Annotated in this window: 24 protein-coding genes and 1 pseudogene; 5 read left to right on the forward strand and 20 right to left on the reverse strand. The window is 72.7% G+C overall.

Going from position 1 to position 26,514, the window contains the following annotated elements; all coding sequences use genetic code 11:
• Positions 1–278 precede the first annotated feature (278 nt).
• The 6 genes from ECOMGDLI_RS23625 to ECOMGDLI_RS23650 all read right to left on the reverse strand — a co-directional run bounded on the left by ECOMGDLI_RS23625 (position 279) and on the right by ECOMGDLI_RS23650 (position 6,764).
• Positions 279–1,136 (reverse strand): DegV family protein, encoded by an 858-nt coding sequence (locus tag ECOMGDLI_RS23625; RefSeq protein WP_088319316.1) that lies wholly within the window; start codon positions 1,134–1,136, stop codon positions 279–281.
• A gap of 45 nt (positions 1,137–1,181) precedes the next feature.
• Positions 1,182–1,742, reverse strand: coding sequence for a GNAT family N-acetyltransferase (locus ECOMGDLI_RS23630; RefSeq protein WP_198955127.1), 561 nt, complete (start codon positions 1,740–1,742; stop codon positions 1,182–1,184).
• 35 nt (positions 1,743–1,777) lie between these two features.
• A complete protein-coding gene (locus ECOMGDLI_RS23635) occupies positions 1,778–2,122 on the reverse strand; it encodes a hypothetical protein (RefSeq protein ID WP_088319317.1) in 345 nt (114 codons plus the stop codon).
• Positions 2,119–3,195 (reverse strand): M4 family metallopeptidase, encoded by a 1,077-nt coding sequence (locus ECOMGDLI_RS23640; protein WP_088319318.1) that lies wholly within the window; start codon positions 3,193–3,195, stop codon positions 2,119–2,121. The genes ECOMGDLI_RS23635 and ECOMGDLI_RS23640 overlap by 4 nt, the downstream gene beginning before the upstream one ends.
• Before the next feature lie 75 nt (positions 3,196–3,270).
• Complete coding sequence (gene leuS, locus ECOMGDLI_RS23645) at positions 3,271–5,856, reverse strand: leucine--tRNA ligase (RefSeq protein WP_088319319.1); 2,586 nt, start codon at positions 5,854–5,856, stop codon at positions 3,271–3,273.
• A gap of 236 nt (positions 5,857–6,092) precedes the next feature.
• Positions 6,093–6,764 carry a hypothetical protein gene (locus tag ECOMGDLI_RS23650; RefSeq protein ID WP_088319320.1) on the reverse strand — a complete coding sequence of 224 codons (672 nt, stop codon included), beginning with the start codon at positions 6,762–6,764 and terminating at the stop codon, positions 6,093–6,095.
• A gap of 208 nt (positions 6,765–6,972) precedes the next feature.
• Between ECOMGDLI_RS23650 and ECOMGDLI_RS23655 the strand changes: the two genes are divergently transcribed.
• Positions 6,973–8,232 (forward strand): aromatic ring-hydroxylating dioxygenase subunit alpha, encoded by a 1,260-nt coding sequence (locus ECOMGDLI_RS23655; RefSeq protein WP_198955128.1) that lies wholly within the window; start codon positions 6,973–6,975, stop codon positions 8,230–8,232.
• A 12-nt stretch (positions 8,233–8,244) separates the two neighbouring features.
• On the opposite strand, the gene ECOMGDLI_RS23660 is transcribed toward ECOMGDLI_RS23655, so the two are convergent.
• The 7 genes from ECOMGDLI_RS23660 to ECOMGDLI_RS36065 all read right to left on the reverse strand — a co-directional run bounded on the left by ECOMGDLI_RS23660 (position 8,245) and on the right by ECOMGDLI_RS36065 (position 15,665).
• Positions 8,245–9,150 (reverse strand): UbiA family prenyltransferase, encoded by a 906-nt coding sequence (locus ECOMGDLI_RS23660; RefSeq protein WP_088319322.1) that lies wholly within the window; start codon positions 9,148–9,150, stop codon positions 8,245–8,247.
• A 52-nt stretch (positions 9,151–9,202) separates the two neighbouring features.
• Positions 9,203–10,339, reverse strand: coding sequence for a diguanylate cyclase (locus ECOMGDLI_RS36335; protein WP_088319323.1), 1,137 nt, complete (start codon positions 10,337–10,339; stop codon positions 9,203–9,205).
• Between the two features lie 155 nt (positions 10,340–10,494).
• Complete coding sequence (locus ECOMGDLI_RS23670; protein WP_088319324.1) at positions 10,495–10,746, reverse strand: hypothetical protein; 252 nt, start codon at positions 10,744–10,746, stop codon at positions 10,495–10,497.
• 200 nt (positions 10,747–10,946) lie between these two features.
• The gene (locus tag ECOMGDLI_RS34835; protein ID WP_158221119.1) at positions 10,947–11,480 is read right to left on the reverse strand and encodes a DUF4262 domain-containing protein; all 534 of its coding nucleotides are present in this window, start codon (positions 11,478–11,480) and stop codon (positions 10,947–10,949) included.
• 143 nt (positions 11,481–11,623) lie between these two features.
• Positions 11,624–11,818: a hypothetical protein gene (locus ECOMGDLI_RS34840; RefSeq protein WP_158221120.1), complete on the reverse strand. Its 195-nt coding sequence runs from the start codon at positions 11,816–11,818 to the stop codon at positions 11,624–11,626.
• Between the two features lie 52 nt (positions 11,819–11,870).
• Complete coding sequence (locus ECOMGDLI_RS23680; protein ID WP_158221121.1) at positions 11,871–13,994, reverse strand: M1 family metallopeptidase; 2,124 nt, start codon at positions 13,992–13,994, stop codon at positions 11,871–11,873.
• 108 nt (positions 13,995–14,102) lie between these two features.
• Positions 14,103–15,665, reverse strand: coding sequence for a methyl-accepting chemotaxis protein (locus ECOMGDLI_RS36065; RefSeq protein ID WP_088319327.1), 1,563 nt, complete (start codon positions 15,663–15,665; stop codon positions 14,103–14,105).
• A gap of 400 nt (positions 15,666–16,065) precedes the next feature.
• Between ECOMGDLI_RS36065 and ECOMGDLI_RS23690 the strand changes: the two genes are divergently transcribed.
• Positions 16,066–18,180, forward strand: a complete 2,115-nt coding sequence (locus tag ECOMGDLI_RS23690) for a DEAD/DEAH box helicase (RefSeq protein ID WP_088319328.1) — start codon at positions 16,066–16,068, stop codon at positions 18,178–18,180.
• A 99-nt stretch (positions 18,181–18,279) separates the two neighbouring features.
• Here ECOMGDLI_RS23690 and ECOMGDLI_RS23695 read toward each other — a convergent pair whose 3' ends face one another.
• The 6 genes from ECOMGDLI_RS23695 to ECOMGDLI_RS23720 all read right to left on the reverse strand — a co-directional run bounded on the left by ECOMGDLI_RS23695 (position 18,280) and on the right by ECOMGDLI_RS23720 (position 21,841).
• Positions 18,280–19,014 carry a DUF4386 domain-containing protein gene (locus tag ECOMGDLI_RS23695; RefSeq protein ID WP_088319329.1) on the reverse strand — a complete coding sequence of 245 codons (735 nt, stop codon included), beginning with the start codon at positions 19,012–19,014 and terminating at the stop codon, positions 18,280–18,282.
• A gap of 114 nt (positions 19,015–19,128) precedes the next feature.
• On the reverse strand, positions 19,129–19,506 hold the full coding sequence (locus tag ECOMGDLI_RS23700; RefSeq protein ID WP_088319330.1) for a hypothetical protein: 378 nt from the start codon (positions 19,504–19,506) through the stop codon (positions 19,129–19,131).
• A complete protein-coding gene (locus ECOMGDLI_RS23705; RefSeq protein ID WP_088319331.1) occupies positions 19,506–19,895 on the reverse strand; it encodes a VOC family protein in 390 nt (129 codons plus the stop codon). Before ECOMGDLI_RS23705 ends, ECOMGDLI_RS23700 begins: the two co-directional genes overlap by 1 nt.
• Positions 19,892–20,749 carry a YafY family protein gene (locus ECOMGDLI_RS23710; protein ID WP_233153608.1) on the reverse strand — a complete coding sequence of 286 codons (858 nt, stop codon included), beginning with the start codon at positions 20,747–20,749 and terminating at the stop codon, positions 19,892–19,894. The genes ECOMGDLI_RS23705 and ECOMGDLI_RS23710 overlap by 4 nt, the downstream gene beginning before the upstream one ends.
• A 51-nt stretch (positions 20,750–20,800) precedes the next feature.
• Complete coding sequence (locus ECOMGDLI_RS23715) at positions 20,801–21,442, reverse strand: transcriptional regulator (protein WP_088319333.1); 642 nt, start codon at positions 21,440–21,442, stop codon at positions 20,801–20,803.
• 156 nt (positions 21,443–21,598) lie between these two features.
• Positions 21,599–21,841, reverse strand: a complete 243-nt coding sequence (locus tag ECOMGDLI_RS23720; RefSeq protein ID WP_088319334.1) for a hypothetical protein — start codon at positions 21,839–21,841, stop codon at positions 21,599–21,601.
• Between the two features lie 214 nt (positions 21,842–22,055).
• Here ECOMGDLI_RS23720 and ECOMGDLI_RS23725 point away from each other — a divergent pair, with 214 nt between their 5' ends.
• Together ECOMGDLI_RS23725 and ECOMGDLI_RS23730 are read left to right on the forward strand one after the other, a co-directional pair.
• Positions 22,056–23,252, forward strand: a complete 1,197-nt coding sequence (locus ECOMGDLI_RS23725; RefSeq protein WP_158221123.1) for an MFS transporter — start codon at positions 22,056–22,058, stop codon at positions 23,250–23,252.
• A 571-nt stretch (positions 23,253–23,823) separates the two neighbouring features.
• A complete protein-coding gene (locus ECOMGDLI_RS23730; RefSeq protein WP_198955129.1) occupies positions 23,824–25,206 on the forward strand; it encodes a site-specific integrase in 1,383 nt (460 codons plus the stop codon).
• A gap of 72 nt (positions 25,207–25,278) precedes the next feature.
• Here the strand turns inward: ECOMGDLI_RS23730 and ECOMGDLI_RS23735 are convergent, their stop codons facing one another.
• Positions 25,279–25,692, reverse strand: coding sequence for a nuclear transport factor 2 family protein (locus ECOMGDLI_RS23735; protein ID WP_158221124.1), 414 nt, complete (start codon positions 25,690–25,692; stop codon positions 25,279–25,281).
• A gap of 313 nt (positions 25,693–26,005) precedes the next feature.
• On the opposite strand from ECOMGDLI_RS23735, the pseudogene ECOMGDLI_RS34000 reads away from it, so the two are divergent.
• Positions 26,006–26,386: pseudogene (locus tag ECOMGDLI_RS34000) on the forward strand (IS1380 family transposase); the annotation flags it as partial.
• Positions 26,387–26,514 lie beyond the last annotated feature (128 nt).

Genomic DNA, 26,514 nt, shown 5'->3' on the forward strand with positions numbered 1-26,514 from the left:
GCACCGCCCGGCCCGGCACCACCCGGCCCGGCACCACCCGGCCCGGGGCCGCGCGCCACGAGGGTCAGCCGCCGGACGGCCGCGGCCGCCTCCATCTCCCGTCGCCTGCGCTGCTTGGTCTTGGTCATGGCGGCGAAACTAGGCAGCCACCCGGTCGGTCCGCCGGGGCCGGCAGGTCACCTGTGGACGGTGGGACGAACAGCGGATCTGTGGACGGGTCGAGCCCGACCGGATGTCAGTACTCGAACGGGGCTCGAGCCGGGGCTCGAGCCGACCGGCTACGCCGGGCTGACGACGACCCCGAGCATCCCCGGCCCCACATGCGCACCGACGACCGCACCGACCTCGTTGACGACCATGCCCCGCACCCCCGGCACCCGGGACCGCAGCCGCTCGGCGAGCTGCTCGGCCCGGTCCGGCGAGGCGAGGTGCTGGACGGCGAGGTCGACGGCACGGCCGCCGGACTCCTCGACGACGAGCTCCTCGAGCCGGGCCAGGGCGCGGGACGCCGTCCGCACCCGGTCGAGCGGCTCGAGCCGGCCGTCGACGACGTGGAGGATCGGCTTCACCGACAGCGCCGAGCCGACCATCGCGGCGGCGGCGCCGATCCGGCCGCCGCGGCGCAGGTACTCGAGGGTGTCGACGTAGAACCACGCGGACGCCGTGTACGCCGTCCGGCGCGCCTGCTCGGCGGCCGCCGCGCCGTCGGCCCCGGCCGCGACCGCCCGGGCGGCGGAGATCGCGGCGTACCCGAGGGCCATCCCGAGGTGCCGGGCGTCGACGACGGTGACGGCGACCTTCCCCGCGACCTGGCCGGCCGCCGTCCGGGCCGCGTCGACGGTGCCGGAGAGGTCCGCGGACAGGTGCACGGAGACGATCTCGCCGATGCCCTGCTCGGCGAGCGCGAGGTACGCCTCGACGAACTGCTGCGGCGCCGGCCGCGACGTCGTCACGGGGCGCCACTCGCGCAGCGCCTGGGCCACCTCGGCGCTCGTCACCTCGATGCCCTCGGCGAGGGACCGGCCCCCGACGACGACCGTCAGCGGCACGACGGTCAGGCCGTGCTCGGCGACGAGGTCGGCCGGCAGGTAGGCGGTCGAGTCGGTGACGACGGCCACGGCGGCGTGGGCGGGCATGCGCGCGAGGCTACCGGCTCCGCGACGCCCACGGACGGGCGTCGCTCAGGGCTGCGTCGTGAGCCGGCCCTGCGCGGCGAAGGCCGCTGCGGTGATGGAGTGCACGACGACGTCGATCGGGCTGCCGTCGCGCTGCACCTGCGTCGCCGCGTGGTCGAAGATCAGGCCGAGCCGGCGCATCACGGCCTGGCTGCGCAGGTTGTCCGGCGTCGTGATCGAGATGACCCGGGGCAGCCCGAGGTCGGCGAACCCGCGGTGCAGCCACGCCGCGGCGGACTCGGTCGCGTACCCGTGCCCCCACGCGTGCCGGGCGAACCGCCAGCCGACCTCGACGTCGTCCGGGTACCAGCGGTGCCGGTGCAGGCCGCACATCCCGAGCAGGACGTCGTCCGCGCGCCGGACGACCGGCAGCAGCCCGAGCCCCTCGCGCTCGTGGAAGGCCTCGCCGTACCGGGCGAACCCGTCGGACGCCTCCCGGGTCATCGGGCCGCCCAGGTGCGCCATGACCTCGCGGTCGGTGTTCAGCGCGAAGTACGCGTCGAGGTCCGGCGGACGCCAGCGGGTCAGGACATCGAGACGCTCGGTCCGGAGCAGGGTCGCCACCACGGACGCGACGCTACCGCCGGCACGTCACCCTGCGCTCACGGCTGCGGCTCCGGCTGCGGCTCCGGCAGCGTCAGGGCGACGAGCATGTCGAGCCCGCGGGCGAGCGCCGCGGGCACGTTCGTGTCCTGGGCGACGACCGTGACGCCGCGGTGCACCACCTCGTACCGCCGCAGGTCCGCGCCGAGCGCGAGGTACTCGCGATCGCGGTCGAACAGGCCCGACCGGTCGAGCTCGGCGACGACGGCCGCCGCCGTCGCCGGCCCGACCGGCCGGTCGGTCACGACGCCGTTCCGGTCGACCCGGCACGTGCCGTCGTCCTCGAGGACGACGCCGTACCGCATCCCGGTGAACCCGCCCTCGACCACCAGGCTGACGGTCACTGGACCCCGACGCTGCGCCAGGCCGCGCGGACGACCTGCGCGGCGCCCTTGGGCGCGCGGCCGGCCTTGACGAGCACCCGCGCGGACGTCGCGACCTGCTGCGCGGCCTGCGCGAAGCTCGCCGTCGGCGACAGGAACTGTAGGGCGTGGTACCAGATCCGGGCCGCGGTCACGGTGTCACCGAGGTCGACAGCGGCGAGGTAGAACGCCCGGTTCGGGATGCCCGAGTTGATGTGCACACCACCGAAGTCTGCCGTCCCGGTGTAGCGGTCGGCGTAGTGCGCGGGCTGCGGGTCCTTGCCGAAGACCGGGTTGTCGTACGCCGTCCCCGGGGCGCGCATCGAGCGCAGCGCCTCGCCGTAGAGCTGCGGGCCCATGATCTCGTCGCCGATGAGCCAGTCCGCCGACGCCGGCGTCTCGCCGTTCGCCCATTGCGTGACCGTCGTCCCGAAGACGTCGCTGAAGTGCTCGTTGAGCGCGCCCGGCTCGTTCTTGTAGACCAGACCCGACGTGAACTGCGTGACGCCGTGCCCGAGCTCGTGGGCGACGACGTCGAGCGAACGGGCGAAGCCGCTGAAGATGACGCCGTCGCCGTCCCCGAAGGTCATCTCGTCGCCGTCCCAGAACGCGTTGTTGTAGCTCGTCGCGAAGTGGACGTTGAGGACGAGGTCGAGCGCGCGGTTGTCGATCGACTCACGCTCGAAGACCGTCGTGAGGAACCGGCGCACGAGACCCGCGTTGTCGTACGCGTTTGTCACGTCGACGTCGTCCGTCTCCGGCTGCCCCTCGGCCCGCACGAGGTTCACCCGCTGCGTCGTGCCGTGCTGCAGGTCGTACACCTCGCGGCGGCTCGTGCCGGTCGGCGCGGGCGCCAGGGCCGGTGCGGCGCCCGGACCGGCGTCGACCTTCGTGATGGCCGTCGCGCGGTTCTTGCGGCTCGCGTCGGCGAGCTCGAGCTGCTTCTTCTCGGCCGCCGGCCCGTCGGCGTTCTTCGCGACCTCGCGCTGCACGTGCGGCGGCACGAAGAAGCAGTGCGCCCGGTCCGTCGTCCGGCCCGTCGTTCGGTCCGTCATGGTGCCCTCCCCTGTCCGGTGGCCGCGCAACTGCGACCACCGGACAGAGCAGGGACGAACCGGACCTAATACCTGTCAGGCCGGTACGACGTTCACCAGCTTCGGGGCCCGGACGACGACGGTCCGGATCCCCTTGCCGTCCAACGCCTTCTGCACCCCGGGGGTGGCCAGGGCCAGCTCCCGCAGGGCGTCCTCGGTGATCGAGGGCGACACCTCCAGGCGGTCCCGGACCTTGCCGGCGACCTGGACGACGCACGTGACCGTCTCGGTGACGAGTAGCCCCTCCTCGACGACGGGCCACCCGGCCAGGGCGACGCAGGGCTCGTGGCCCAGCGCGGACCACATGTCCTCGGCGGTGTACGGCGCGAACAGCGACAGCAGGATCGCGACGGCCTCGGTCGCCTCGCGGACCGCCGGGTCCGCGGGGCCGGCGCCGGAGTCGATGACCTTGCGGGTCGCGTTGACCAGCTCCATCACCTTGGCGACGACGACGTTGAACCGGAAGCCCTCGACCAGGGTCGACGCCTCGTGGACCGTGCGGTGCGTCTGGCGGCGCAGCGCGACGTCCCCGGTCGAGACGTCCGCACCGACCGGCGACGAGACGTCCTGCGCCAGCCGCCAGGCCCGCGCCAGGAACCGCGCGGAGCCGGCGGGCGAGACGTCCTTCCAGTCGATGTCGTCCTCCGGCGGGCCGGCGAACGCCATCGTCAGCCGGACGGCGTCCACGCCGTGGTCGGCCAGTTGGTCGGACAGCCTCACCAGGTTGCCGCGCGACTTGCTCATCACCGAGCCGTCCATCAGGACCATGCCCTGGTTCAGCAGCCCGGAGAACGGCTCGACGAAGTCGACCATCCCCATGTCGTGCAGCGCCTTGGTGAAGAACCGCGCGTACAGCAGGTGCAGGATCGCGTGGGTCACGCCGCCGACGTACTGCTCGACGGGCAGCCACTGCTTGACCAGCTCGGGGTCGAACGGGACGTCGTCCCGCTCCGGCGAGACGAACCGCAGGAAGTACCACGACGAGTCGACGAAGGTGTCCATCGTGTCGGTGTCGCGCTGCGCGGGGCCGCCGCACTGCGGGCAGTCGACGTTGACCCAGTCGGTCGCCCCGCCCAGCGGCGAGGTGCCCTTCGGCTTCAGGTCCAGACCCTCGGACGGCGGCAGCTCGACGGGCAGCTGGTCGTCCGGGACGCGGACCTCGCCGCACGCCGGGCAGTGCACGATCGGGATCGGCGCACCCCAGTAGCGCTGGCGCGAGATCAGCCAGTCGCGCAGCCGGTAGTTCGTCGTCTCCTTGCCCAGGCCCTTGCCGGCCAGCAGCTCGACGATCGCCGTGATCGCCTCGGCCTTCTGCAGACCGTCCAGCGGGCCGGAGTTGACCATCGCGCCGACGCCGGCGGTCGCCGTCCCCGACACGGCCGGGTCCGGCAGCGGCTCGCCGTCCTCGCCGCGGACGTCGACGACGGTGCGTACCGGCAGCCCGAAGGCCCTGGCGAAGTCCAGGTCGCGCTGGTCGTGCGCCGGGACGGCCATGATCGCGCCGTGGCCGTAGTCGGCCAGGACGTAGTCGGCCGCGTAGACCGGGATCTTCTCGCCGTTGACCGGGTTCACCGCGTACCGCTGCAGGAAGACACCGGTCTTCTCGCGGTCGGTCGACAGCCGCTCGATCTCGCTCGTGCCGCGGACCTTCTCCAGGTACGTCGCGAACTCGGCGCGCACCGGTGCGGGCGAGGCCGCGACCAGGTCGGCAGCCAGGTCGGAGTCGACCGCGACGACGAAGAACGTCGCGCCGTACAGGGTGTCGGGGCGCGTCGTGTAGACGGTGACGTCACGGTCGGCCTGCTGCGCGCCGCCGTCCGCCGTCGTGTCCGCGCCCTCGATGACGAAGGTGACGTCCGCACCCTGCGAGCGCCCGATCCAGTTGCGCTGCATGGTCAGGACCTTGTCCGGCCAGCGGCCCTCCAGCTGGGACATGTCGTCCAGCAGCCGGTCGGCGTAGTCGGTGATCCGGAAGTACCACTGGGTCAGCTTCTTCTTCGTGACCGGGGTGTCGCAGCGCTCGCACAGCCCGTTGACGACCTGCTCGTTCGCCAGCACGGTCTGGTCGTTGGGGCACCAGTTGACCTGGCTCGGCCGGCGGTACGCCAGGCCGCGCTCGTGGAACTTGTTGAACAGCCACTGGTTCCACTTGTAGTACTCGGGGTCGCACGTCTGCAGGACGCGGTCCCAGTCGAACGAGCACGCGTAGCGGCGCATCGACGCCTTCTGCTGCGCGATGTTGTCGTACGTCCAGCCGCGCGGGTCCAGGCCGCGCTTGATGGCGGCGTTCTCGGCGGGCAGGCCGAAGGCGTCCCAGCCGATCGGGTGCATGACGTTGAAGCCGCGCTGCACCCAGTAGCGCGCGACGACGTCACCCAGCGCGTACGCCTCGGCGTGACCCATGTGCAGGTCGCCGGAGGGGTACGGGAACATGTCGAGCACGTACTTCTTCGGTCGCGGGTCGGCCGGGTCGCCGCTGCGGAACGGGGCCTTCTCGTCCCAGACCGGCAGCCACCGCTCCTGGATCGCCTGCGCGTCGAAGCGCGCGGCGCGGCCGTCGGTCTCCTCGATGGTGCTGCCGTCGGACGGCGCGCCCGCAGGCGTCGCGTCGGTCTGCGTCATGGTGTCCTCGCCTAGGTCGCTGCTCGATGGTGACCGGGTCGTCTCCGGTGGGGCAGGTGCCCCGGAAATGACGAAGCCCCTCGCGCATGGAGGGGCAGCCGCGCCGAGTCGCCGTGAGGCGTTCTGCTCAGCGCGGCCCGGTAAGGAGCAGCGAGGTCCGCATGGGGCCAGGGTAGCCCACCGTCACGGTGACCTTCGAACCGGTTGACGATCCCCGCAGGTGCGTGTCGGTGCGCTCAGGGGGCCGGCGGCGCGGTGACGAGCGGCTCGGGGACCTCCCGGACGAACGGGTCGCCGGCCTCGACCGTGCCGACCCAGGCGTACCAGTCCCAGCCGAGGTGGCGGTACTCGACGTGGTCGAACTCGCGGTCGAACAGGTCCGGGTCCGGCCCCTGCGGCAGGTGGGCGAAGCCGCCGCCGTCGGCGACGATGTCGTACGAGTCGCGGAAGACGGTGCCGCCGGCGGGCACCTGCTCGGCGCGCACGACCGGGTAGAGCCCGACGGTCCGGGGCAGCGTGGCGTCGAGCCACGGCTCACCCGGTGGGACATCGACCGGGGGCAGGCTCTGGACGGCGTCGTCGAGGGCCGTGAGGCTGACGAACCACCGCAGCTCGAGCGCGGCACCGGACCGGCCGAGCCCGAGCGCGCCGAGGATGATCACCGGCACGGCGGCCCAGCGGACGACGTCCGCCCGGGTCATGGCCGGCAGCTGCCGGTTCTGCAGCCCGCGGACGAGGCGGACCGCCCACGCGGCACCGAGGCCGGCGCTGAGCCACGTGCCCGCGAAGAGCGTCACGAGGTCGACCCCGGGCGTGCTGTACGCGAAGGCGAGCGTCGCCGCCGCCCCGCAGGTCGCCAGGAGGAAGGCGCGCCGCGGCGGGATGCCCGACCCGAAGCCCCCGATCATCCCCCGACGGTACGCCGATGTCCGGTTCGTCCGCGAGGCCGCCACGCGCCCCGGCCCGCCGCCGGGTGCCGCGGCAACTTTCCACGATGCGGCACCGGATCGCTGGCGCGCCGGGGCTCGCGCGCACACGCTGGAGGGGTCAGGGATTCGACGACGTGTCCCGGCCCTCTCCCCTTCTCCCGCCGTCATGACCTGCCCGGAGGTCCGTGTGTCCGTCACGTCGCACCCGAACGCCGCGACCGCTGCCCAGACCGTCGTCCGCGCCCTGCTCGACGAGCACCGGCCCGGTCACTGTCTGCCCGGCCCGATGTACCACGACCCCGCCGTGCACGCCGCGGACCTCGACCTCGTGTGGCACCGGGAGTGGGTGTTCGCCGGCCACGAGTGCGAGCTCGCCGAGCCGGGCGCCTACATCACGCTCACCGTCGGCACCCACCCGCTCGTCGTCGTCCGCGGCACGGACGGCGTGCTCCGCGCGCTGCACAACGTGTGCCGGCACCGCGGCGCCGTCCTGTGCGAGGCGCCGTCCGGCAACACCCGCCGCAAGCTCGTCTGTCCCTACCACCAGTGGGCGTACGAGCTCGACGGCTCGCTCTACAAGGCGCGGGCGATGCCCCCGGACATGACGCCGTCCGAGCTCGGGCTGCGTCCCGCGCACGTCGGGACCGCGAGCGGCCTCGTCTTCGTGTGCGTCGCCGACACCCCGCCGCCGTTCGAGCCGTTCGCGGCCACGGTCGCGGCGCACCTCGCGCCGTTCGACCTCGCCGGCGCGAAGATCGCCCACGAGTCGGTGCTCGTCGAGCAGGGCAACTGGAAGCTCGTCATGGAGAACAACCGGGAGTGCTACCACTGCCGGCTCTCCCACCCCGAGCTCGCGAAGTCGTTCCCGCTGGCCCCGCTGCACAGCGGCGGCGGCAGCGAGGACGAGGCCCGCGCGACCGCCGAGGTCGTCGCGGCGTGCGAGGCCGCCGGGCTGCCGAGCGGGTTCCTCATGAGCGACGACTTCCAGTACCGGGTCATGCGGATGGCGCTCGAGCACGCCCGCTCGATGACCATGGACGGCGAGCCGGCCGTCGCGCGCCGCTGGGCCGGGCTGCCGGGCGAGGACGCCGTCCACGACGTCGGCGACGTGCTCCTCTACCACTACCCCTCGATGTGGAGCCACTACGTCGGCGACCACGCGCTGACCTTCCGGATGCTCCCGACCGGCCCGACGACGACCGAGCTGCGGACGACGTGGCTCGTGCCGGCGGACGCCGTGGAGGGCGAGGACTACGACCTCAAGACGCTCACCGAGGTGTGGCTGGCGACGAACGACCAGGACACCGCGCTCGTCGAGCGCACGCAGCGCGGGGTGATGTCGCCGGCGTTCGTCCCCGGGCCGTACTCCGAGGTCGAGGAGGACGGCGTCATCCAGTTCGTCGCCTGGTACACCGCACGGCTGCGGGCAGGGCTGGGCTGCAGCTGAGCCCCGGGGCCGCTAGGCCGCGAGCAGGAACCCGACGACGACGAGGCCGACCGCGGCGAGGGTGAGCCGGAACGCCAGGCGGCCGCGCTCGGCCGCGGTGCCGGCGAGGAGCACTCCCCCGGCGGCGCTCGCGGCGCCGGCGACGAGGACGGCGAGCGCGAGCGGGGTGCGGTCGGGGGCGCCGAGCGCGAGGACGACGGCGGCCGCGGCGACGAGCACGGCGGTCACCGTGAGGGACCGGACGGGGCCGACCCGCTGCGGCAGGCCGCGGACGCCGGTCGCGGCGTCCGCCTCGGTGTCGCCGACGGTGTTCGCGAAGTGCGCCGCGAGGCCGAGGAGCGCGGTGCCGGCCATGACGGCGAGCGGGGGCCAGCCGAGGTCCAGCGGGCCCGAGGCGGTCAGCTCGAGGGTCGACGCGTACGCCTCGGAGACGGCCTCCCCGACGACCTCCGCGTCGATCGAGGCCGCGTGCCACAGCGCCTGCGTCGCGAACGCCGGCAGCAGCCCGAAGGCGACGACGTACGGGACGCCGGAGAGGACCGTCCCCTTGAGGCCGAGGTCGTACGCCCAGCCCGCGGCGACGACGACGGTGTGGACGACGCCGGCCGCCGTCCCGAGGGCGAACGACACGGCGAGGCAGGCGACGACGGCGACACCCGCCGCGACGGCGACCGTGCGGCGGCCGACGAGCCCGGCCGCGACCGGCTTGTCGGCCCGCGCGGCGGCGGTGTCGCGGGCGGCGTCCACGGCGTCGTTGCACCAGCCGATCGAGAGCTGGCCGAGCAGGAGGGCGAGGGCGAGGAGCGCGAGCCGGCCGCCGTCCAGCCCGATGACGGCCCCGTAGGCGGTGACGAAGCCGGTGACGAACGCCGTCGGCAGCGGGTGGCAGGCGGTGAGGAGCCCGCGGACGGCGGTCATGGACGCCGACGGTACCGGCGCCCCGCTGTGCGCGCGCTGCCGCGCGGGTGGATCAGACCTCGGTGCGGGGCGACGGGTCGCGCGGCGGGGACGCCAGGTCGCCGCCGCGGCGGTCCTGGCTCTGGCGGCGCAGCGAGCGCCGCAGCCGCATGTCGGCGTCCGCGCGGTTGAGCAGGGAGCCGAGGTCGCCGTCGTCCCAGGGCACGAGGGTCGCCGAGCCGATGCTCAGCCGGGACGGCCAGACCGTCTCGTCGACGGGCGGCGCGGCGCGGAGGATCTCGCGCATCCGGCGCTCCATCTCCAACGGAGAGGTGCCGGTGCCCGGCCCGACGACGACGAACTCGTCGCCGCCGACGCGGCACACGAGGTCCGTCTGCCGGACCGAGCCGTTGAGCGCCTCGGCGACCGCGACGAGCAGGTCGTCGCCGCGCTCGTAGCCGAGCTCGGCGTTGACGAGGGAGAAGCCGTCGACGTCGACGAAGAGGGCGTGGACCGCCTCGCCGCGGCGGCGCGAGAGCTCGATCATCGGGGCGGCCATGAGCCCGAGGCCGCGCCGGTTGAGCACGCCGGTCAGGGCGTCGTTGACGCGCAGGGTCTCGGCGGACTGCCGGGCCGTCTCGACGACGGCCGCCTGGTGCGCGAGGGCGCGGCGCAGGCCGACGACGAGGACGACGGCGCCGGCGACGAGGCCGGTCGAGAGGACGGCGCCCGCCGCACCCGCGCCGCGGACGACGGCGGCGGCGGACCCGAGGGCGACGGCCGCGAGGGTGACGGCGAGGACGACCCCGGTGGTGCGCACGGAACGCAGGGCGAGGACCGCGACGACGGACAGGACGCCGGCCGCGGCGAGCAGCGGCGTCGCGACGGCGGTCGCACCGGCCCCGGCGGCGACGGCGCAGGCGGCGGTCGTGAGCGCGACCGAGCGCTCCGACGGCGGACGGCGCAGCGCGGCCACCGCGGCGGCGGCACCGAGCCAGAGGGCGAGGGCGGCGTCGACCGAGGCGACGGCGGCGACAGCGGCACCGTTGCCCGTTCCGAGCAGCACCGCGACCGCGGCCGTCGCCTGGGCGACGGCGAGGCCGCCGAGCAGCCACGGCACGGCGGGCACCTCGTCCCGGACCGGCGCGGCCGGCTCCGGGAGGGGGGCGCTGACGATCGGGGCCGGGTCAGCCGGCTGCACGACGCTCACGGACGTTCTCTCGGCCCGCCGGGCCGGGCGCTTGAGAGCGGCCGGTCGACGTGTCCGCACGCGGCCGCGGCGGGCCGGCGCAGGCGCGGCGAGATTCGTGCACGAGACTTCTCATGACCCGGCGACCCCGGACGACAGGTGCTGCACGCCGCCGGTCACATCTTCATGTCGACCATGCGGCCGAGGTTCTTGTTGGCCTGGGAGACGGGGGACGGCGGCGGAAGCTCGGGCATGCGGGGCATGGGCGAGTTCTGCACCTGGGACTTGAGCTGCTGCAGAGTCTGCGTGAAGATCGCAAGGGCTCCACCGCCAGAGACACCACTGACGGCCATGGCGCACCTCCTCGGAAGGTTGGACACCACTTCTTCGGCGCGCAGCACGGCGACGATCAGTGTCTCCCCCGGCATTCACCGCCGTGGTCGACCTGCCACCCGTCCGGCCCAGCCCGCTCCCCCGGCGTCCACGCACGACGACGACCCGGCGGGTCCTTCGGACGGCGCGCGCGACGTCCTGAGCGGCGGAGCGGGTGTCGGCCGACCGCGTGAACCGGTCGACGGAGGGTGACGCCGGGCCGGCGTCCGGGTGCTCCGCGGGCCCGGACCGGGGCCTACTCGGGCTCGAACGAGTACATCCCGGCGGCCGGGACGTGGGCCGCGGGCTCGGTCCGTCGCGGTCCGCGACCGTTCGGGGGCACGAAGAGCACCGGCTCGAGGTGGGCGGCCGAGAAGCCGTCCTCCCAGGGCAGCCGCCCCTCGGCGTCCGAGACGACGAGCTGGCGCACCCGGGCGACCGGGCCGTAGAGGCGCAGGACGGCGTCCAGGTGGTCCTGGAGCCAGGTGACGTCCCAGAGCTGGGCGCGGGGGTCGCCGTGGACGAGGTCCGGGATCGGCTCGCCGTCCGCGAACTCGTCGCCGTTGAGCAGCCGCCACGCGAGGTCGTCGAGGACGAGCGTGCCGGTCTTCATCCGCAGCCCGTAGACGACGATCTCGGGCAGGCCGCGTTCGGTGAGGCCCGCGAGGTACTGGAACGCCGGCGACGACCCGTCCTGACGGGCGGGCACGTGCTGGACGACCCACTCGTTGCGCGCGATCTCGGCGCGCCAGGCGCGCTCCTGGGCCTGCTCGGGGCTCAGCGTCTGCACCTCGACCTCAGGCTGACGCGTGGTGACCGAGCGACCACGGATCGTGTCTAAGAAGCCCACGAGCCACAGTGTTGCGCCACGGGAGGCTCCGTGCAGGCGAATCCGGTCGTTCGTTCGGAGGACGAAACACGGGAGCTCCGGGCTCAGCCCCGCATCGCCCCCGCCCAGCGCCAGTCCCCGCCCGGGCCGAGGTACTCGACGCGGTGGATCTCCTCGTCGGGCAGGTCCGGGCCGTCGTCCACGTCGCCGTGCGCCCAGGCGAGCGCGGTCGCATGGTCGCCGAACTCGTGGTCGGCGATCTCGTCGCCCATCGGGTCGAGGAAGCGGTAACGGGTCACCGGTCCAGGAGTACGCCCCGCCGGGCCGAGCGGGGATCTCAGTTCGAGACGGTCAGCGGACGGCGACCCGGCCGCCCAGCCGGGCCAGCAGCCGGCTCGTGGTCGGCGCCACGGCGGCGCGGGCGGCGGCCGCGGCGGCGGGCGCCGGCTCGATCCCGGCGGGCTTCTCCGGCGTGAAGAGCCACGTCGTGAAGAAGGCGTCGAGGTCCTTGCCGGACAGCTGCTCGGCGAGCGCGACGAACTGCGCCGTCGTCACGGTCCTGCCCGACCGCACGGCCGCCCAGCGCTTCAGCAGCCTGAAGAAGACGTCGTCGCCGATCTCGAGCCGCAACGCGTGGAGGGTCATCGCCCCCCGGTCGTAGACGGGGCCGTCGAAGAGCGCGTCCGGGCCCGGGTCGCCGATGACGAGGGACCAGCCCGGGTCGTCGGCGGGGGTCGACGCGAGGCCGTCGAAGATCTCCTGCGCCGTCGCCGACCCCTCGTGCTCGCTCCACAGCCACTCGGCGTACGTCGCGAAGCCCTCGTTGAGCCAGATGTGCTGCCAGCGCCTCACCGGGAGGTCGTCGCCGAACCACTGGTGCGCCAGCTCGTGGACGATGACGCCGTCGCCGGAGCTGCTGTCCCCGAAGAACACCGGCGCGTACACCGGCCGGGTCTGGGTCTCCAGCGCGAACCCGAGGCGCGGGTCGTCGGTGACGATGCCACCGGCCGAGCGGAACGGGTACGGGCCGAACGTGCTGCTGAGAAAGTCGATGATCTCGGGCTGGCGGGCCAGCGACGCCGCCGCGACGTCCCCGACCGCCGGGACGAGGTCGGGGGTCGTCGCCACCCAGTCGGTGTCGTTGCCCGGGCTGCCCTCCGGCGCACCGGGGATCGCCCAGCCGTCGAGCGGGTCGGCGTCCGCCTCGAAGGACGTCGAGCCGGTGCCCGTGGAGACGACGACGTCGTCGAGGAAGACACCGCTGCCCTGGAACACCTCGTCGCTCGCGTAGCTGATCGACAGCTCGACCGGGCCGCCGGCGTAGGCGGCGAGGTCGACCGACCAGTCCTCGTAGCCGTCGCTCGCACCGCTCGCCGCCCACCACGCGCCGGTCGTGCCGGTGGGGCTGCACGTGTCGGCGTCGACGACGCTCTGGTACCGCGCCAGGACCGGGTGCAGGGCATGCCAGCCGGAGACGCACGACAGGCCCGTGTCCTGGCTGGTGTGGCCGTTGGTGTCGGGCAGCGTCGTCCAGTCGTCCTGGCCCGGCGTGCGGGCCTCGACGAACACGAAGTCCCAGCCCGGCTCGGTGTCCCGGGCGATCCGGAAGCCGACGGACGCCCCGCCGGTCGGGACGTCGACGACCCGGGTCAACCGCTTGTACGACGCGTCCGACCGCTGCGAGTAGAGGTACCGGCTGCCGGTCGACGGGCCCACCGCGGGGTCGAAGAGGTCGCTGTCGACGGCGTCGACGTACCGCAGCCCGCCGGCCCGGTACGAGGTCACGTCGTACCCGCCGATCGCGAGCGTCACGAGGTACGAGGCCATCGGGTCGGTGGCCTCCCAGGTCCAGCGGGTCAGGCTCCCCCGCCGCTGCTTCTGCGTGAGGACGCCGTTCGACACGACGTCCAGGGCCTTCGGGGCGGTCACGTGCAGCGTGTACGACGCACGGTCGGCGGGGTGGTCGTTGACCGGGAACCACGTCGCCGCGACGTGCGGCTGGCCCACGACGAGCGCTCCGTCGTCCGTGTGCAGGAAGCCGGACTCCCCGACCTGCTCCACGATCGTCTCCGGCACGCCGTCGTAGCGGACGACGGCGGTCCACCGGTGCCCCTTCGCCAGCCCTTTCGCCGGGACGACGACGAGCTCCTGACCCGCGCGGCGCCAGCGGGCCGGCCGGCCGTCCACGGTGACCGACCGGACCGTGAGCCCGACGAGGTCGAGGTCGAACGACGACAGGTTCTGCGTCGCCCGCGCCTCGATCGTGGCGACGCCCTTCAGGCGGTCCTTCGCGGGCTCGTACCGCAGGTCCAGGTCGTAGTGCCGGACGTCGTAGCCGCCGTTGCCGTCGAGCGGGTAGTAGGGGTCCCCGATCCCGGGGGCGCCCGGGGTGAACCGCGGGGTCGCGGCATCCGCCGCGGACGGTGCGACCACCACGACGACCGCCAGCAGTGCAGCGGCCCCTGACCTGAACATGGCTCTCACGACGGTCCCCCCGGTCCTCGCACGATGCGTGGCGGCCATGCTGCCACCCCACGGACGTGCGCGAGAGGATCTTGCCGAGAAGTCGCTGCGGCCCCGCGGCTAGTAGGTGAAGGTCGTCACCAGGGTGTGGACCTGGGCCGCGAGCGTGGCGAGGTCGGTCGCCGACTCACGGGCCGCCGTCGCCCCCTGGCTCGTCTGGTCGGCGGTGCCGGCGATGGCCGCCATCGACTCGTTGACCTGGCCGGCGCCCCCCGTGACCTCGCTGACGGTACGGGCGATCTCCTGGGTGACGGCCGACTGCTCCTCGACGGCGGCGGCGATCGTCGTCTGCTTCTCGTGGATCGTGCCGATGATGGTGCCGATCTGCTCGATGGCCTCGGTGGCCCGCACCGTCGTCGCCTGGATCGACGCGATCTTCGCGGTGACGTCGTCGGTCGCCCTGGCCGTCTGGTTCGCGAGGTCCTTGACCTCGGCGGCGACGACCGCGAAGCCCTTGCCGGCGTCCCCGGCGCGCGCGGCCTCGATGGTCGCGTTGAGCGCCAGCAGGTTCGTCTGCTCCGCGATCGAGGTGATCGTCCGGACGATCTCGCCGATCTCCGTCCCCGCCGCGTCGAGCTCGGCGACCGACGCGGACGTGGCCTGCGCGGCGTCCACGCCCTCGCCCGCGACCGCCGTCGCGGACGACGCCTGGTGGGCGATCTCGGAGATCGACGCCGACAGCTGCTCGGTGGCCGCGGACATCGTCGCGATCGACCCGGTCATCTCGCTCGTCGCCGCGGTCACGACGGCGGCGCCCTGGGAGGTCTCCGCGGCGTTCGTGCCGAGCTGGGACGAGACGGCACTGAGCTCCTCGGACGCCGCCGACAGCGTCGTCGACGAGTCGGCGAGAGCCGTCACGACCTCGCGCACCGAACCGACGGCGCCGGCCAGCGCGTGCGCCATGTCGGCGATCTCGTCGGAGCCGCGGGTGTCGATCTCGACCGTGAGGTCCTTGGCCGCGACCCGGCGCAGCGCCGCGACCATCCGGCGGACCGGCCCGGTGATCGACCGGGTGATCGCGACCGCCACCCCCGCCAGCAGCACCAGCCCGACCAACGACACGATCGCGACGAGCGTCTGCACCTCGCGGCCGGTCCGCTCGGTGGCCGCCGTCTCGGTGGCAGCCAACGACCCGAGGTCAGTGACGAGCGCCGCGTTCGCGGCCTCGAGCTCGTCGGCGTCCTGGTTGAGCGTGTCGACGAGCTCGACCGCCCGTGCGCTCGACGGGTCCGTGGACAGGAGCTCGGGCATGGCCTTGTCGGTCGCCGCGACGTACGCGTCCGCGCGGGTCCTCAGACCGCCGAGCTGCTCGCGGGTCCGCGCCGGCAGCTCGAGGCCGTCCATGGCGGACCACGTCCGGGTCAGGTCCTCCCGGACGTGCGCGAGCCGGGCCCGGGCGTCCGCGCGGTGCTCGTCGTTCGTGGCCAGGAGCGCCGCCCGCTGCACACCCGCCAGCTCCGCCAGGTCCCGCTCCACGGCGGTCGCCTCGGCCCGCGCCAGCGACAGCGCTGCGGACTCCGCGGTCTGGGACCGCATCGAGCCGACCAGGGTGAAGGCCGTGCCGCCGAGGACGACGGCCGTGAGCACACCGACCCCGGCGAGGACTCCCAGCTTCCTGCCCACCGTGAAACGCATACCTGCTCCGGTCGTCGTGGCCCCCTGACCTGGAGGCCGTGCCGCGCGAGAACGTCACCACGTCCTCCGCGATGGGTATCGGCCGCGACCCCGACCACGTCGAGGGATGTTCACCCGTTCGGTGCAACGGCCTCGGGACGGCGGGTACCGCACCGGCGGTGCGGCGCGACCTCTAGGCTGCGTGGCAGCAGCCCGCCCGTCGCCGGCGGGGCCCCCTGCAGGACGCCGGGCGAGGTCCGCGTCATCATGAGGGGCCGCCCCGTCCGCTCGACGTCGGAGCGCAGCCCTTCGCGCGGGGCCGCGCTCGTCGTCCGGTCGCCAGACCGTGCGGCAGGTTGCTGCCGCGTGCCCGGCGTTTCGGTGGACCGGCATTTCGGAGGAGGAGTCTGTGGCTGACCCAGGCCGGCGACGGACGGGTGCTCGTCGTCCCGCCCAGCGGACGCAGCGCCCTGCCCGCCAGGGCGGCGACGTCGGCTCGGTGCTCGCCCAGACCGTCCGCGACGTCGAGGCGGCCGTCCGCAAGGGCCGTGTCACGCCGTCCGTCCGGACGACGTTCCAGGCCGTGACCCTCATGCTGCGCGACGAGCGCACCCGCGTGCAGGCCGACACGACCGTCACCGACCGCAAGCGCGACGAGCAGCTCAAGCGCCTGGACGGCATCGCGGCGATCCTCGTGCGGATCGCGGTGCGGGACGCCGGGCTGCTCGCCCTGCTCTCCGACGACGCCAACGTCTCGGACGGCGCCCGCTCGCTCAAGCGCGACCTGCAGCGCGCGGCCGGCATCGAGACGGCCGCCGAGGAGGAGGCGCCGCCCCCGCGGCAGGTCGCCGCGACGACCGAACGACAGGTCGTGCCGCAGTCGGTCACCTCGCGCCAGCTCGCCAACCCGTTCCTCGCTCCCGACGTCTCCACGCCGCGACCGGAGCAGGTCCGCCCGCGCCGGCTCGCGAGCTGGGAGCTCATCGGGCCGCTGCTCAGCTCGTTCGAGCGCGCCGGCGGCGCCCCCGCCTGCATGACGCTGCCGGGCCCCACCGCCCGGTTCACCCCGCTCGGCCAGGAACTCATGCCGCACCAGGGCCGGCTCGTCGCGGCGGCCGCCGCCGGGCACCGGACCTTCCTGCTCGCGGACGAGCCCGGGCTGGGCAAGACGGCCCAGGCCCTGCTCGCCGCCGAGGCCGCCGACGCCTACCCGCTGCTCGTCGTCGTCCCGAACGTCGTCAAGACGAACTGGGCCCGTGAGGCCGCCCGCTGGCTGCCGCACCGGGCGGCGACCGTGGTCCACGGCGACGGCGACACGGTCGACGGCTTCGCCGACATCGTCATCGTCAACTACGACGTGCTCGACCGGCACCTCGGCTGGCTCGGCGACCTCGGCTTCCGCGGCATGGTCGTCGACGAGGCGCACTTCATCAAGAACAAGACGTCCCAGCGGTCGAGGAACGTCCTCACGCTCTCGCAGCGGGTCCGCAACCGCACCGCACGGCCGCTGCTCATGGCGCTCACCGGGACGCCCCTCATCAACGACATCGACGACTTCCGGGCGATCTGGCAGTTCCTCGGGTGGATCGACGACACCCGCCCGATCGGCGACCTCATGGCCGCGCTCGAGAACTCGGGCCTGACGCCGGCCGACCCCGGCTTCCACAGCACCGCCCGCCAGTGCGTCATCGACATGGGCATCGTGCGGCGCCGCAAGGTCGACGTCGCGGCCGACATCCCGGCCCGGCGGATCGCCGACCTCCACGTCGAGCTCGACGGCGCCGCGGGCCGCTCGATCCGGGCGGCGGAGCGCGACCTCGCCGAGCGGATGGTGCGGCAGTACCGGACGGCGCTGGAGGCCCGCCCGACGAGCAGCTCCGCGGACGGCGTCGACCTCGACCTCGCCCACCGGATCGCCCGGGCCGAGCTCAAGCAGGCGAAGTCCGCGAAGACCGGCGACAACGTCTTCACGATGATGCGGCGGATCGGCCTCGCGAAGGCCGCGCTCGCCGCCGACTACGCGGCACAGCTGGCCCGCAGCGCCGGCAAGGTCGTCTTCTTCGCCAAGCACATCGACGTCATGGACGCCGCCGAGGACACGTTCGCCCGGCAGGAGGTCCGCTACTCCTCGATCCGGGGCGACCAGACCCCGACCGTGCGGCAGAGGAACATCGACGCCTTCGTCAACGACCCGGACGTCGCCGTCGCCGTCTGCTCCCTCACCGCCGCCGGCGTGGGCCTCAACCTCCAGGTCGCCTCGAACGTCGTCCTCGCCGAGCTCTCCTGGACCGACGCCGAGCAGACCCAGGCCATCGACCGCAGCCACCGGATCGGGCAGACCGAGCCGGTGACCGCGTGGCGGATCATCGCCGCCCAGACGCTCGACGCGCGGATCTCCGAGCTGATCGGGAGCAAGGCGGGGCTCGCCGCGCGGGCGCTGGACGGGTCGGACGAGGAGGAGACGGCCGGGGTGGACGTGCAGGTGGAGGCGTTGGTGGCGTTGCTGGTGGACGCGCTGGGGTGACGTCGCGGCCTACCGGACCGGACGACCAGCGAGCCGCAGTCGCAGGCTGAGGGTTGACCGGGGCCGCGGCGAGCGGGGTGAGCCGCTCGCCGGCGGGCCTCACGACGGAGACGTCGACGCGGCGTCGGACGCGACCGGGTGCGTGGCCGCGAGACCCGTCGCCGACGTCTCGGGCCGGATCCCGCGGACGAGCAGGTAGCCGATCATCCAGAACTCGCCGACGCTGGCGGGGACGGTGAGACCGTCGACGAGCCAGCCCGGGGCGCCGGCCAGCCCCGACCCGATGAGCGCACTGAGCACGTAGCCGCAGCCGCCGACGACCAGGATCCACCCGAGCGCCACGGGGAAGCGTCGCGTCGTGACCGCGGCCCAGCCCATCGGGATCAACCACAGGCCGAAGAACAGGGCCCCGACCCCCCACGCGTTCGCACTCAGCAGCTGCAGCACGCCCACCGTTGCCGTCGGGTCGCCGCCCGCGATCAGGGAGCGGTCGCCGGCGATGGCCGTCGCCGTGGCCATGAACACGGCGCTCGCCATGACGGCGACGGCGTTGACCAGACCGAAGGCCGCGACCGCGACCCCGGCGACGGGGCGCACCGGCCGGTAGAGCTTGTAGAACCAGACGGCAGCCAGGGCCTGGGTGACGACGACGCCCATCTCGAGGACGACGGCGAGCCGGGACAGACCCTGCTGCGTCGCGAGGTTGTCCAGCGTGGCCGCCGGATCACCCTCCACGTACAGCGCGGGCCGCAGCAGCAGGAAGCCCAGGCCTCCCGTGACGGCCAGGCCGAGGTACCAGGCACCGGTGACCCTGGCGGTGGTCTGCTGGTTCACGTCTGCTCCTTGTCGGCGGTTACGGCTCGTGCGACGTCCGTGGGCCGATCGGTGGTTCCCTCGTACGGCTCATCGTTGTCGCGTCACCGGGGCGGCGACGACGCGGACGCGAGCTCACGGGCGGTCGCCGAGGGACTCCCGGGCGAAGTCGACGGCCTCGGCGAGGACCGCCTGCCACAGGTCGCGGTCGACCGCGGGGATCGAGATCCACTCGCGGAACACCCTGCCGGCCGGGGCGAACGGCTCCCCGTCGCCGCTGTCGATGAGGTCACGGACCCGTTCGCGGGGCAGCTTGACCACCAGGCACCCGGTGCGGTCGTCGTACGAGGCCAGGAACCGCCCTGCCAGGCGGACGCACGGGTAGCCCATCATGGTGGCCCTGCCGATGGCGGGGTCGTAGAGAAGGTCGTCGGTGAGGGTGTCGTAGAGGGCGCGGGCGTCGTCCCCGCCGGAGGACTCCGACGGGGACGAGCCGCTGGCGCGAGAGGTCATCAGGCCGCCGGCGGGCTGAAGACGCCGAACCGGTTGCCGGACGGGTCACGCAGGTAGGCGAACGCCGGAGCACCGGGCCCGGGGTCCAGGTGCTTGCTGAGCACGGAGCCGCCGAGCTGCTCGGCATCGGCACAGGTGGCCTCGACGTCGGCGACGAGGATGTAGAACACGGCATGACCGGGCACCTGGCCCTGGGTGCCGAGGATGCCGCCCATCGGTCGGTCGGCGCCGGACGCCTTGATGTTGCGGTAGTCCATACCGCCCGCGGCGGCCGGCCCGTCGGCGTCGAAGCTCCAGTCGAACAGGTTGCCGTAGAACTTCTGCGCACCGTCCGGGTCGTCGGTGGCGACCTCGAACCAGGCCAGGGTTCCGGGTGCGGGGCTGGTCATGAATGACTCCTCGTGAGCTGGGCATGCCCACCACCGCGGCGGGCAGGACCCACGCTGCCCGTCGTCCGCGACAACCCTGTGTCGGTGTTTCGCGAGGAGTTCTCGCCGGTCGACGGGCTCCCCGTCGTGGGGTTCCCGTCCGGCAACCAGGCCTCCGGGCACAGCGCCGAGGCCGGCAGCTTCGTCTGATGCCCGTCCGCGACCGGCTCCGGCGACACCCGGTGCCCGCGCGGCTCGGTCGGGACGCGCTCGACGCGCAGGATCCGATCCATCCGGAACACCCGGTCCTCGCCCCGGAGCCGGCAGTAGGCCGTGAGGTACGAGCCGTTCGGACCCAGGACCACGTGCTGCGGCTCGACCACGCGCACGGTCTCGACCCCACCGACGTCGGTGTAGCAGATCCGCAGCCCGTGCCCCTCCCGCACGGCCGCCCACACCGCCTCGGCGACCCCGGCGTCCGGGTCTGCCACCGGCTGCACCAGCAACCTCACCTTGCCTGCGGTGGCACGGGCCTCCTCAAGGGCGCGGTCCGGCATCGCCGCGACGATCTTCTGCAGGGCGCTGCGGGAGTCCCGCCCGAAGAGCACGTGGGGGCTCTGGCTCAACGCGACCGCGACCGCGGCTGCCTCCCCCGGCGTGAAGTTGAGCGGCGGCAGGCTCATCGAACGGTCGAGCGAGTACCCGCCTGCCCGACCCGTCCGGGTGGCGAGCGGCACCCCGGCCTGGCCCAGGGCGCTCAGGTCGCGCTCGATCGTGCGGACGCTGACCTCGAAGACGTCCGCCAGCTGCCGGGCGGTGCGGCCCCGGGCACCGGCCGCCCGCAGCTCCTCCACCAGGGCGTACAGCCGATCCATGCGGTTCACGGGCCGCATCGTAGGGCGAGGGTCAGACAGGCAGGACGCGGCTCATGTATCGCGGCCACGGGGTAGCCCCAGCGTGGCCAGCAGGTCCTCGTGGAGCTGGATCCACACCAGATGGAGCGAGTCGCGGTCCGGGGCGTCCAGCCAGGCGTGCTCACCGTCCCCGACCCGGGCGAGCGCCGCCGCATAGAGCGGGGGGTACACCCCGAACCTCGGCAGGTGCACGGCGAGCCGGGCGCAGAGGTCGTCCAGCGAGCCCTGCAGCGACCGCAGCGCCGTGAGGACGTGATGGTCCCAGCGCAGGTCCTCGTGGTCGTTGGCCGCCAGCGGGTCGCGCGCCGTGGGCCGGATCTGCCATCGGGTGCACGCCTCCCCGAACCGTGCGTTGACCGGGAGGAAGTCGGCATGGACGGCGCGGACCGCGTCCGCGACGCCGAGCACGTCGAGCACCCGGGCCGCCCGGCGCTCGGTCTCGGCCTTCCCGCGCTCGGTGACCGACCAGCCCTCGCTGCCGCCGAACGCGGTCCGGCGCACCCAGCCGTACGCCTCGGCGTCCAGCAGGGAGTCCTCGACAGCCGAGAGGTCCAGCCCGTACCGGGCCGAGACCCGGGCCGCCGGGCCGTACCCGAGCACGCGCACTCCGTGCAGCGTCAGGTCGTCCAGGTCCTGCGCAGCGTCGTCGGCCATACGGGCAGCCTGTCAGACCGTTGCCACCCGCCAGGCTGCGTGACGGCGCGTCCACCCCGACTCGTGCCGTGCGACGGGGACTCGGTGCTCCGGCATGCGTTCTGCGCTGGTCAGCGGCCTGACCGTGGCCGGACCTGGCCCACACCGAGCACGGCATCACGACTCGTGACGGCCGAGCACCTTCTTGGGCGCCCGGTGGCGCCAGGCGGCGAGCATCAATCGCTGCAGCCGGTCGTACTGAGACAGCGCGAGGGCTTTCGAGCCCCTGACCCCCTCGATGCCATCTACCAGCCCGTGCCTCGCTACGGGCGCGACGGGACACGGCAGCCGGGCGTTCGGCCAGCTACGGACCTTGTCCAGCGGGACGGCTGCTGCATCGGCCTTCTGCACATGCGTCACCCCTTCCTCGCAGCCATCCGGCTGCGCGGCCTACCCCTCGTTCAGGGGCGAACGTCAGCCACGCACGCCGCCACTTCTCACGCTCGAGGTCCTCGTCCGACGAGCAATCGTCAAGACCTGTGGACGAAGATCTTGAGGCGACTGCCTTCCCGCGCAGCTTCCGGGGTCGGCACGGGCCAGGTGGTCAATGTGTTCGCGTTCACCGGTTGTTCCTGTGAGGCTGCTGGACGTGTCGGTGCCCGGAAGCAACCGTCGTACGGCCGGCTTGCTGGGGTTCGCGGTGCTCCTGGTGGGTGTGGCGGAGGCGCTGTCGCAGACGTACATCGTTCTGTACGGCGTCGATGTCCTGCACTTGTCGCCCCTGCAGGTGGGCTTGTGCTACTCCGCCAGCGGTGTCACCGGGATGGTCGCGGCGGTCTGGTGCGGTCGTCGCTTCGACCGGCGCCCTACTCGTCGGTGGCTGCTCGGGGTCGTGCTGGCCGGTGCACTGGGATGGGTGCTGCTCTCACAGGTCAGGTCGTTCGCAGCCGTTCTCCTACTGTGCCTGACCCTGATCGGCGTGCTCACGGGAGCCGGCTTCCCGCAGCTGTTCGCGTTCGCCCATGCGCGGTTGCCGGGTGACCGGACGGCCCGGGCGCTGCGTACCGTCTGGTCAACCGCGTGGACGCTCGGCCCGGCTCTTGCCGCCGTCGTCGTCGCATGGCGTGGTTACGTCACCGTCTTCGGACTGGCCGCCGCGATGCTCGTGCTGGCGGCGGTCACAGTCAGCGCGTCGGGGCGAGCGCAGCCATCTACCCCCAGCAGCGCGGGCGACGACCGAGAACCACCTCCTAGCGTGCCGCAGGCGGCGTTGATGCTCGTGCTGGGCGGGTCGTCGCTGTTCTTCCTGGCCATGTTCGCCGGCGGCCTTGCGTTGCCCCTCTACCTCACCCGGACCCTGGATCGACCGGACTCATTCGTCGGAGTGATGTTCTCGGTGACAGCCGGCTTCGAGGTGCTCGCCTCGTTGGTCGTCACGCTGCTGCCGGCACGGGTGCCCACGCGCAGCGTCGTCCTTACGGGGATGGTCCTCATGGTCGCCTACTTCGGCTGCCTGGTCTTCGCGCGCAGCTCGCTCGCGCTCGTCCTCGTGCACGCCTTGCGGGGAGCGGCGATCGCGGGCGTCGGCGCGGCCGGTCTGCACTACCTGCAGCAGATGCTCGCCCCGGCAGTCGGCCGGGCGAGCAGCCTCTTCGCCAACTCCGCAACGGCGGCCGGCATCGTGTCCGGGCTCGTCGGCGGTACGGTCGTGACCGTGCTCGGCGCCCGAGCTGCCCTCGCATCCAGCGGCGGGATCGCCATGCTCGCAGTGCTCATGTTTTGGGCAGGATCGCGCCGCGTGGACTCTGCTCGCGGACCGGGGATGCGATGAGCGCGCCGCCGCATACCGTCGACCCACGTAGCCCGTACCCGCCATGGACCACGTGCCGAACGCGGCAGCCCCGTCCTGCGACTGCCCGGTCAGCCGCGGCGCCCGCACCGCCACCGCCCCGGCGGCCGTGACCACCTCCCCGGCGTGGCAGCCGTTGCGGACAACCAACCGGTGGCTGTCCCTGGTCGCCGTTGACTACTGCCGTGTGCTGTCCCACAGACACGGGAGGGGCCATTCTCAACTCCGAGAGTGGCCCCTGACCTGCACCGGAGCTGAGGGGACTCCGTCGCGGCTCGTTCCTCGCCGCTCCTCCTCGAATCGCTCGGTTGTACCGAGACAGCACGAGGGCCCCGGGACGAAGTGCGTGTCCCGGGGCCCTCGTGCTGTCTCGGTGGAGCTGAGGGGATTCGAACCCCTGACCCCCTCCATGCCATAGACGTCCGACGTCCAAACCGACCCGTTCAGAACGATCTACAGGTCGGCTAAACTACAGGTCATAAGGCATATCGAGTCCGGTTGCGTTCGCCGCCATTCGCGGAGCGCCGGCAAGGTCTGCCCACATTTTGCCCACATGCAGACCCGTCAGGAGGGCGCCATGGGCTGGGTGACAGAGAGGCCCGATGCCGACGGCAAGACCCGCTTCATCGCCCGCTACCGCGACCGCCGCGGCCGCAAGCGCACGGCGGGAACGTTCGGGACCGAGCGCCAGGCTCAGCGCGCCTGGCAGCGCGCCGAGCGCGACCAGGAACTCGGTCGGATCGGCGACCCCAACCGAGGGAAGCAGACCCTGCGGGCCTACGTCGAGCAGCAGTGGTTTCCCAACCACCGGATCGAGAAGACCACCCGCGAGAACTACCGGTACGCCCTTGACAAGTACATCCTCCCCGAGCTGGGCGACTTCCAGATCGGCGACCTCCTGCCCAACGACGTCCGCGAATGGATCAACCACCTGCAGGAGATGCACGGCGTCAACCCGCCGACCATCGCCAAGTGCAAGCTGATCCTCGACGCGATCTTCACCACCGCCGTCAACGACCAGGTGGTGTTCTTCCACGTCGGTAAGGGCGTCAAGACCCCACCCGTCGCGACCCGACCCAGACGGATCCTCACGGCAGAGCAGTACGCACGGATCCACGCGGCGTTGCCCGAAAACATGCGCCTGCTGGTGGAGACCGACATCGAGTCCGGCCTACGGTGGGGTGAACTGACCGAACTGCGTGTAAAGGACCTGGACACCGTCAACGGCATCCTGACCGTCTCCCGCACCGTGGTGGAGCTGACAGCCAAGGCCCGACCCGACGGGCAACGCTTCACCGTGAAGGACTACCCCAAGGACCGAGAGTGGCGTCGCCTCGGACTCGCCCCCCACCTGGTGACCACTTTGGCGACGCACATCCGTGACGGCCGGCTGAGGACGAACGACCTGCTGTTCACCATGCCGGCGATCGAAGGGCCGCAGCGCTACGTCGTTCCCGACGTCCTGGCCGACCCCAGGGACTTGGGCTGGACAGAACCGAACGAGCAGGGTCGCCGCTACCGCCATGGGACGACTTCGGCCTACGGTCCTGGGCGCTGCCGCTGCCGTCAATGCAAGGACGCTGTCGCGGCCTACCGAGCAGCTCGCCGCGCCGCCGGTCACGACAAGCCACGCCAACCACGGTCTGTGGCCACGGACCCTGACCGGCACATCAGCCGCGGCTGGTTCCGCAACAACGTTTGGCTCAAAGCCATCGACGTGGCAGGCATCGGTTTTCACGTCACTCCGCACGGGCTCCGCCACGCCCACGCCTCTTGGCTGCTCGCCGGCGGTGCCGACGTCCAAGTCGTCAAGGAACGACTCGGCCATGCCTCGATCACCACCACGGAGAAGTACCTGCACACCCTGCCTACCGCCGACCAGGTCGCCCTGACTGCGCTCGACAAGATCCGCGACCCCCGCGCCCGACCCGCGTAGGGACCGGTCAGCGATGCGGCGCGTCCGGAGCGTGGCCACGGGAGGCCTCCGGCTGCATTGCCTGGCGGTCGGTCAGGAGAACGCGGCGGCGGTCTGCTCGGAGTCCTCCACGACCCGAGCCGCGATGATCTTCCCGTCGTCGAAGCGGAACCAGTGCTGCATCGCGACCGAGACGTTCTTGCCCGTGGCATTGACGGTGAAGCCCCACTGCAGGGCGACCATGACGTCGGTGTCGTTGGACGTGAAGGACAGCGCGGAGAAGTCGTTGACCTGGACGGCTGATCCGATCCGCTTGAAGAACAACGGCACCTCAGACCTTCCGCGGTAGCTGCCGTACCACGGCACGGTTGCGCTCCCCTTGTCAGTGACCGAGACCCATTCGACGTCGTCGGCGAGCTCGGCGAGGATGGCATCGACGTCGCCGCGGCCGAACGCCTCGTACATCCGCTGTACGGCTTCGACCTTGGGGTTGATCGGTGTGTTCATGGCCGTTCCCTTCGTCGGAGACTGCGTAAGCCCGACCCTAGGAACCGGCCCCCTAGCTAGGCACAACGATCGATCGATCGATTCTGTGAGTGTGGTCACCTGATCTGACATCCACTGGGACGGCCCGCCCAGGATTGCATTCGATCCCTGAACCAGCTCGTCTCCAAGTCAGGAGTCCAAGCAACCCTGCCTTAGCCTCGATCCGTGGACGGGCTCGGGGTGTGAGGTGTGCTGGAACGGCGAGAGTGCCTTCTGACCTGGGATGATCGTGTTTGCGATGACATGATCGGCCCAGTTCAGAAAGGCACTCTCGGTGCGAGGATCCCATGCCTGGGCCGTGGACAGCGCGGTGCTCGACGATCCGAACCTGATCTCGGCGGCGGGGCTGGTCCCGGTGCTGGCGCTGGCCGAGCAGGCCGGGCTGAGGGACCTGCTGGACGCGCATGTGCGGTTCGGCAGTGAGCGGGTCAGGTCCGGAGCTGCGAACCCGACCCCGAAGTTGACGTCGATCATCGCGGGGATGGCGGCGGGCGCGGACAGCATCGACGACCTCGACGTGGTCCGGTCGGGCGGGATGCGGAAGGTGTTCACCGGTGTGTATGCCGCGCCCACGCTGGGGATCCTGTTGCGGGAGTTCACCTTCGGCCATGCCGGGCAGCTGTCCGCCGTCCTGCGTCGTCATCTGCTCGAGCTGCCGAGGTTTCCAGCCAGCTCTCCGATCACGTGCAGGATCTGGGCGCCCCGCGGGGTCCAGGGCCAGTGACCGGTCCGATCAGGACGGCGGGGCGGGGGCTGTGCGGGCTGGTTTGTGCTGACCGGGGG

It is taken from the genome of Kineosporia sp. R_H_3 (assembly GCF_002198675.1).
Classification (GTDB): Bacteria; Actinomycetota; Actinomycetes; order Actinomycetales; family Kineosporiaceae; genus R-H-3.

Excerpts from the sequence above, each read along its gene's own strand:
- ECOMGDLI_RS23625 (WP_088319316.1), bottom strand. The coding sequence starts at position 1,136 with ATGCCCGCCCACGCCGCCGTGGCCGTCGTCACCGACTCGACCGCCTAC.
- ECOMGDLI_RS23640 (WP_088319318.1), bottom strand. The coding sequence starts at position 3,195 with ATGACGGACCGAACGACGGGCCGGACGACGGACCGGGCGCACTGCTTC.
- leuS (WP_088319319.1), bottom strand. The coding sequence starts at position 5,856 with ATGACGCAGACCGACGCGACGCCTGCGGGCGCGCCGTCCGACGGCAGC.
- ECOMGDLI_RS23650 (WP_088319320.1), bottom strand. The coding sequence starts at position 6,764 with ATGATCGGGGGCTTCGGGTCGGGCATCCCGCCGCGGCGCGCCTTCCTC.
- ECOMGDLI_RS23660 (WP_088319322.1), bottom strand. The coding sequence starts at position 9,150 with ATGACCGCCGTCCGCGGGCTCCTCACCGCCTGCCACCCGCTGCCGACG.
- ECOMGDLI_RS23670 (WP_088319324.1), bottom strand. The coding sequence starts at position 10,746 with ATGCCGGGGGAGACACTGATCGTCGCCGTGCTGCGCGCCGAAGAAGTG.
- ECOMGDLI_RS23680 (WP_158221121.1), bottom strand. The coding sequence starts at position 13,994 with ATGTTCAGGTCAGGGGCCGCTGCACTGCTGGCGGTCGTCGTGGTGGTC.
- ECOMGDLI_RS23700 (WP_088319330.1), bottom strand. The coding sequence starts at position 19,506 with ATGACCTCTCGCGCCAGCGGCTCGTCCCCGTCGGAGTCCTCCGGCGGG.
- ECOMGDLI_RS23705 (WP_088319331.1), bottom strand. The coding sequence starts at position 19,895 with ATGACCAGCCCCGCACCCGGAACCCTGGCCTGGTTCGAGGTCGCCACC.
- ECOMGDLI_RS23710 (WP_233153608.1), bottom strand. The coding sequence starts at position 20,749 with ATGGATCGGCTGTACGCCCTGGTGGAGGAGCTGCGGGCGGCCGGTGCC.
- ECOMGDLI_RS23715 (WP_088319333.1), bottom strand. The coding sequence starts at position 21,442 with ATGGCCGACGACGCTGCGCAGGACCTGGACGACCTGACGCTGCACGGA.
- ECOMGDLI_RS23730 (WP_198955129.1), top strand. The coding sequence starts at position 23,824 with ATGCAGACCCGTCAGGAGGGCGCCATGGGCTGGGTGACAGAGAGGCCC.
- ECOMGDLI_RS23735 (WP_158221124.1), bottom strand. The coding sequence starts at position 25,692 with ATGAACACACCGATCAACCCCAAGGTCGAAGCCGTACAGCGGATGTAC.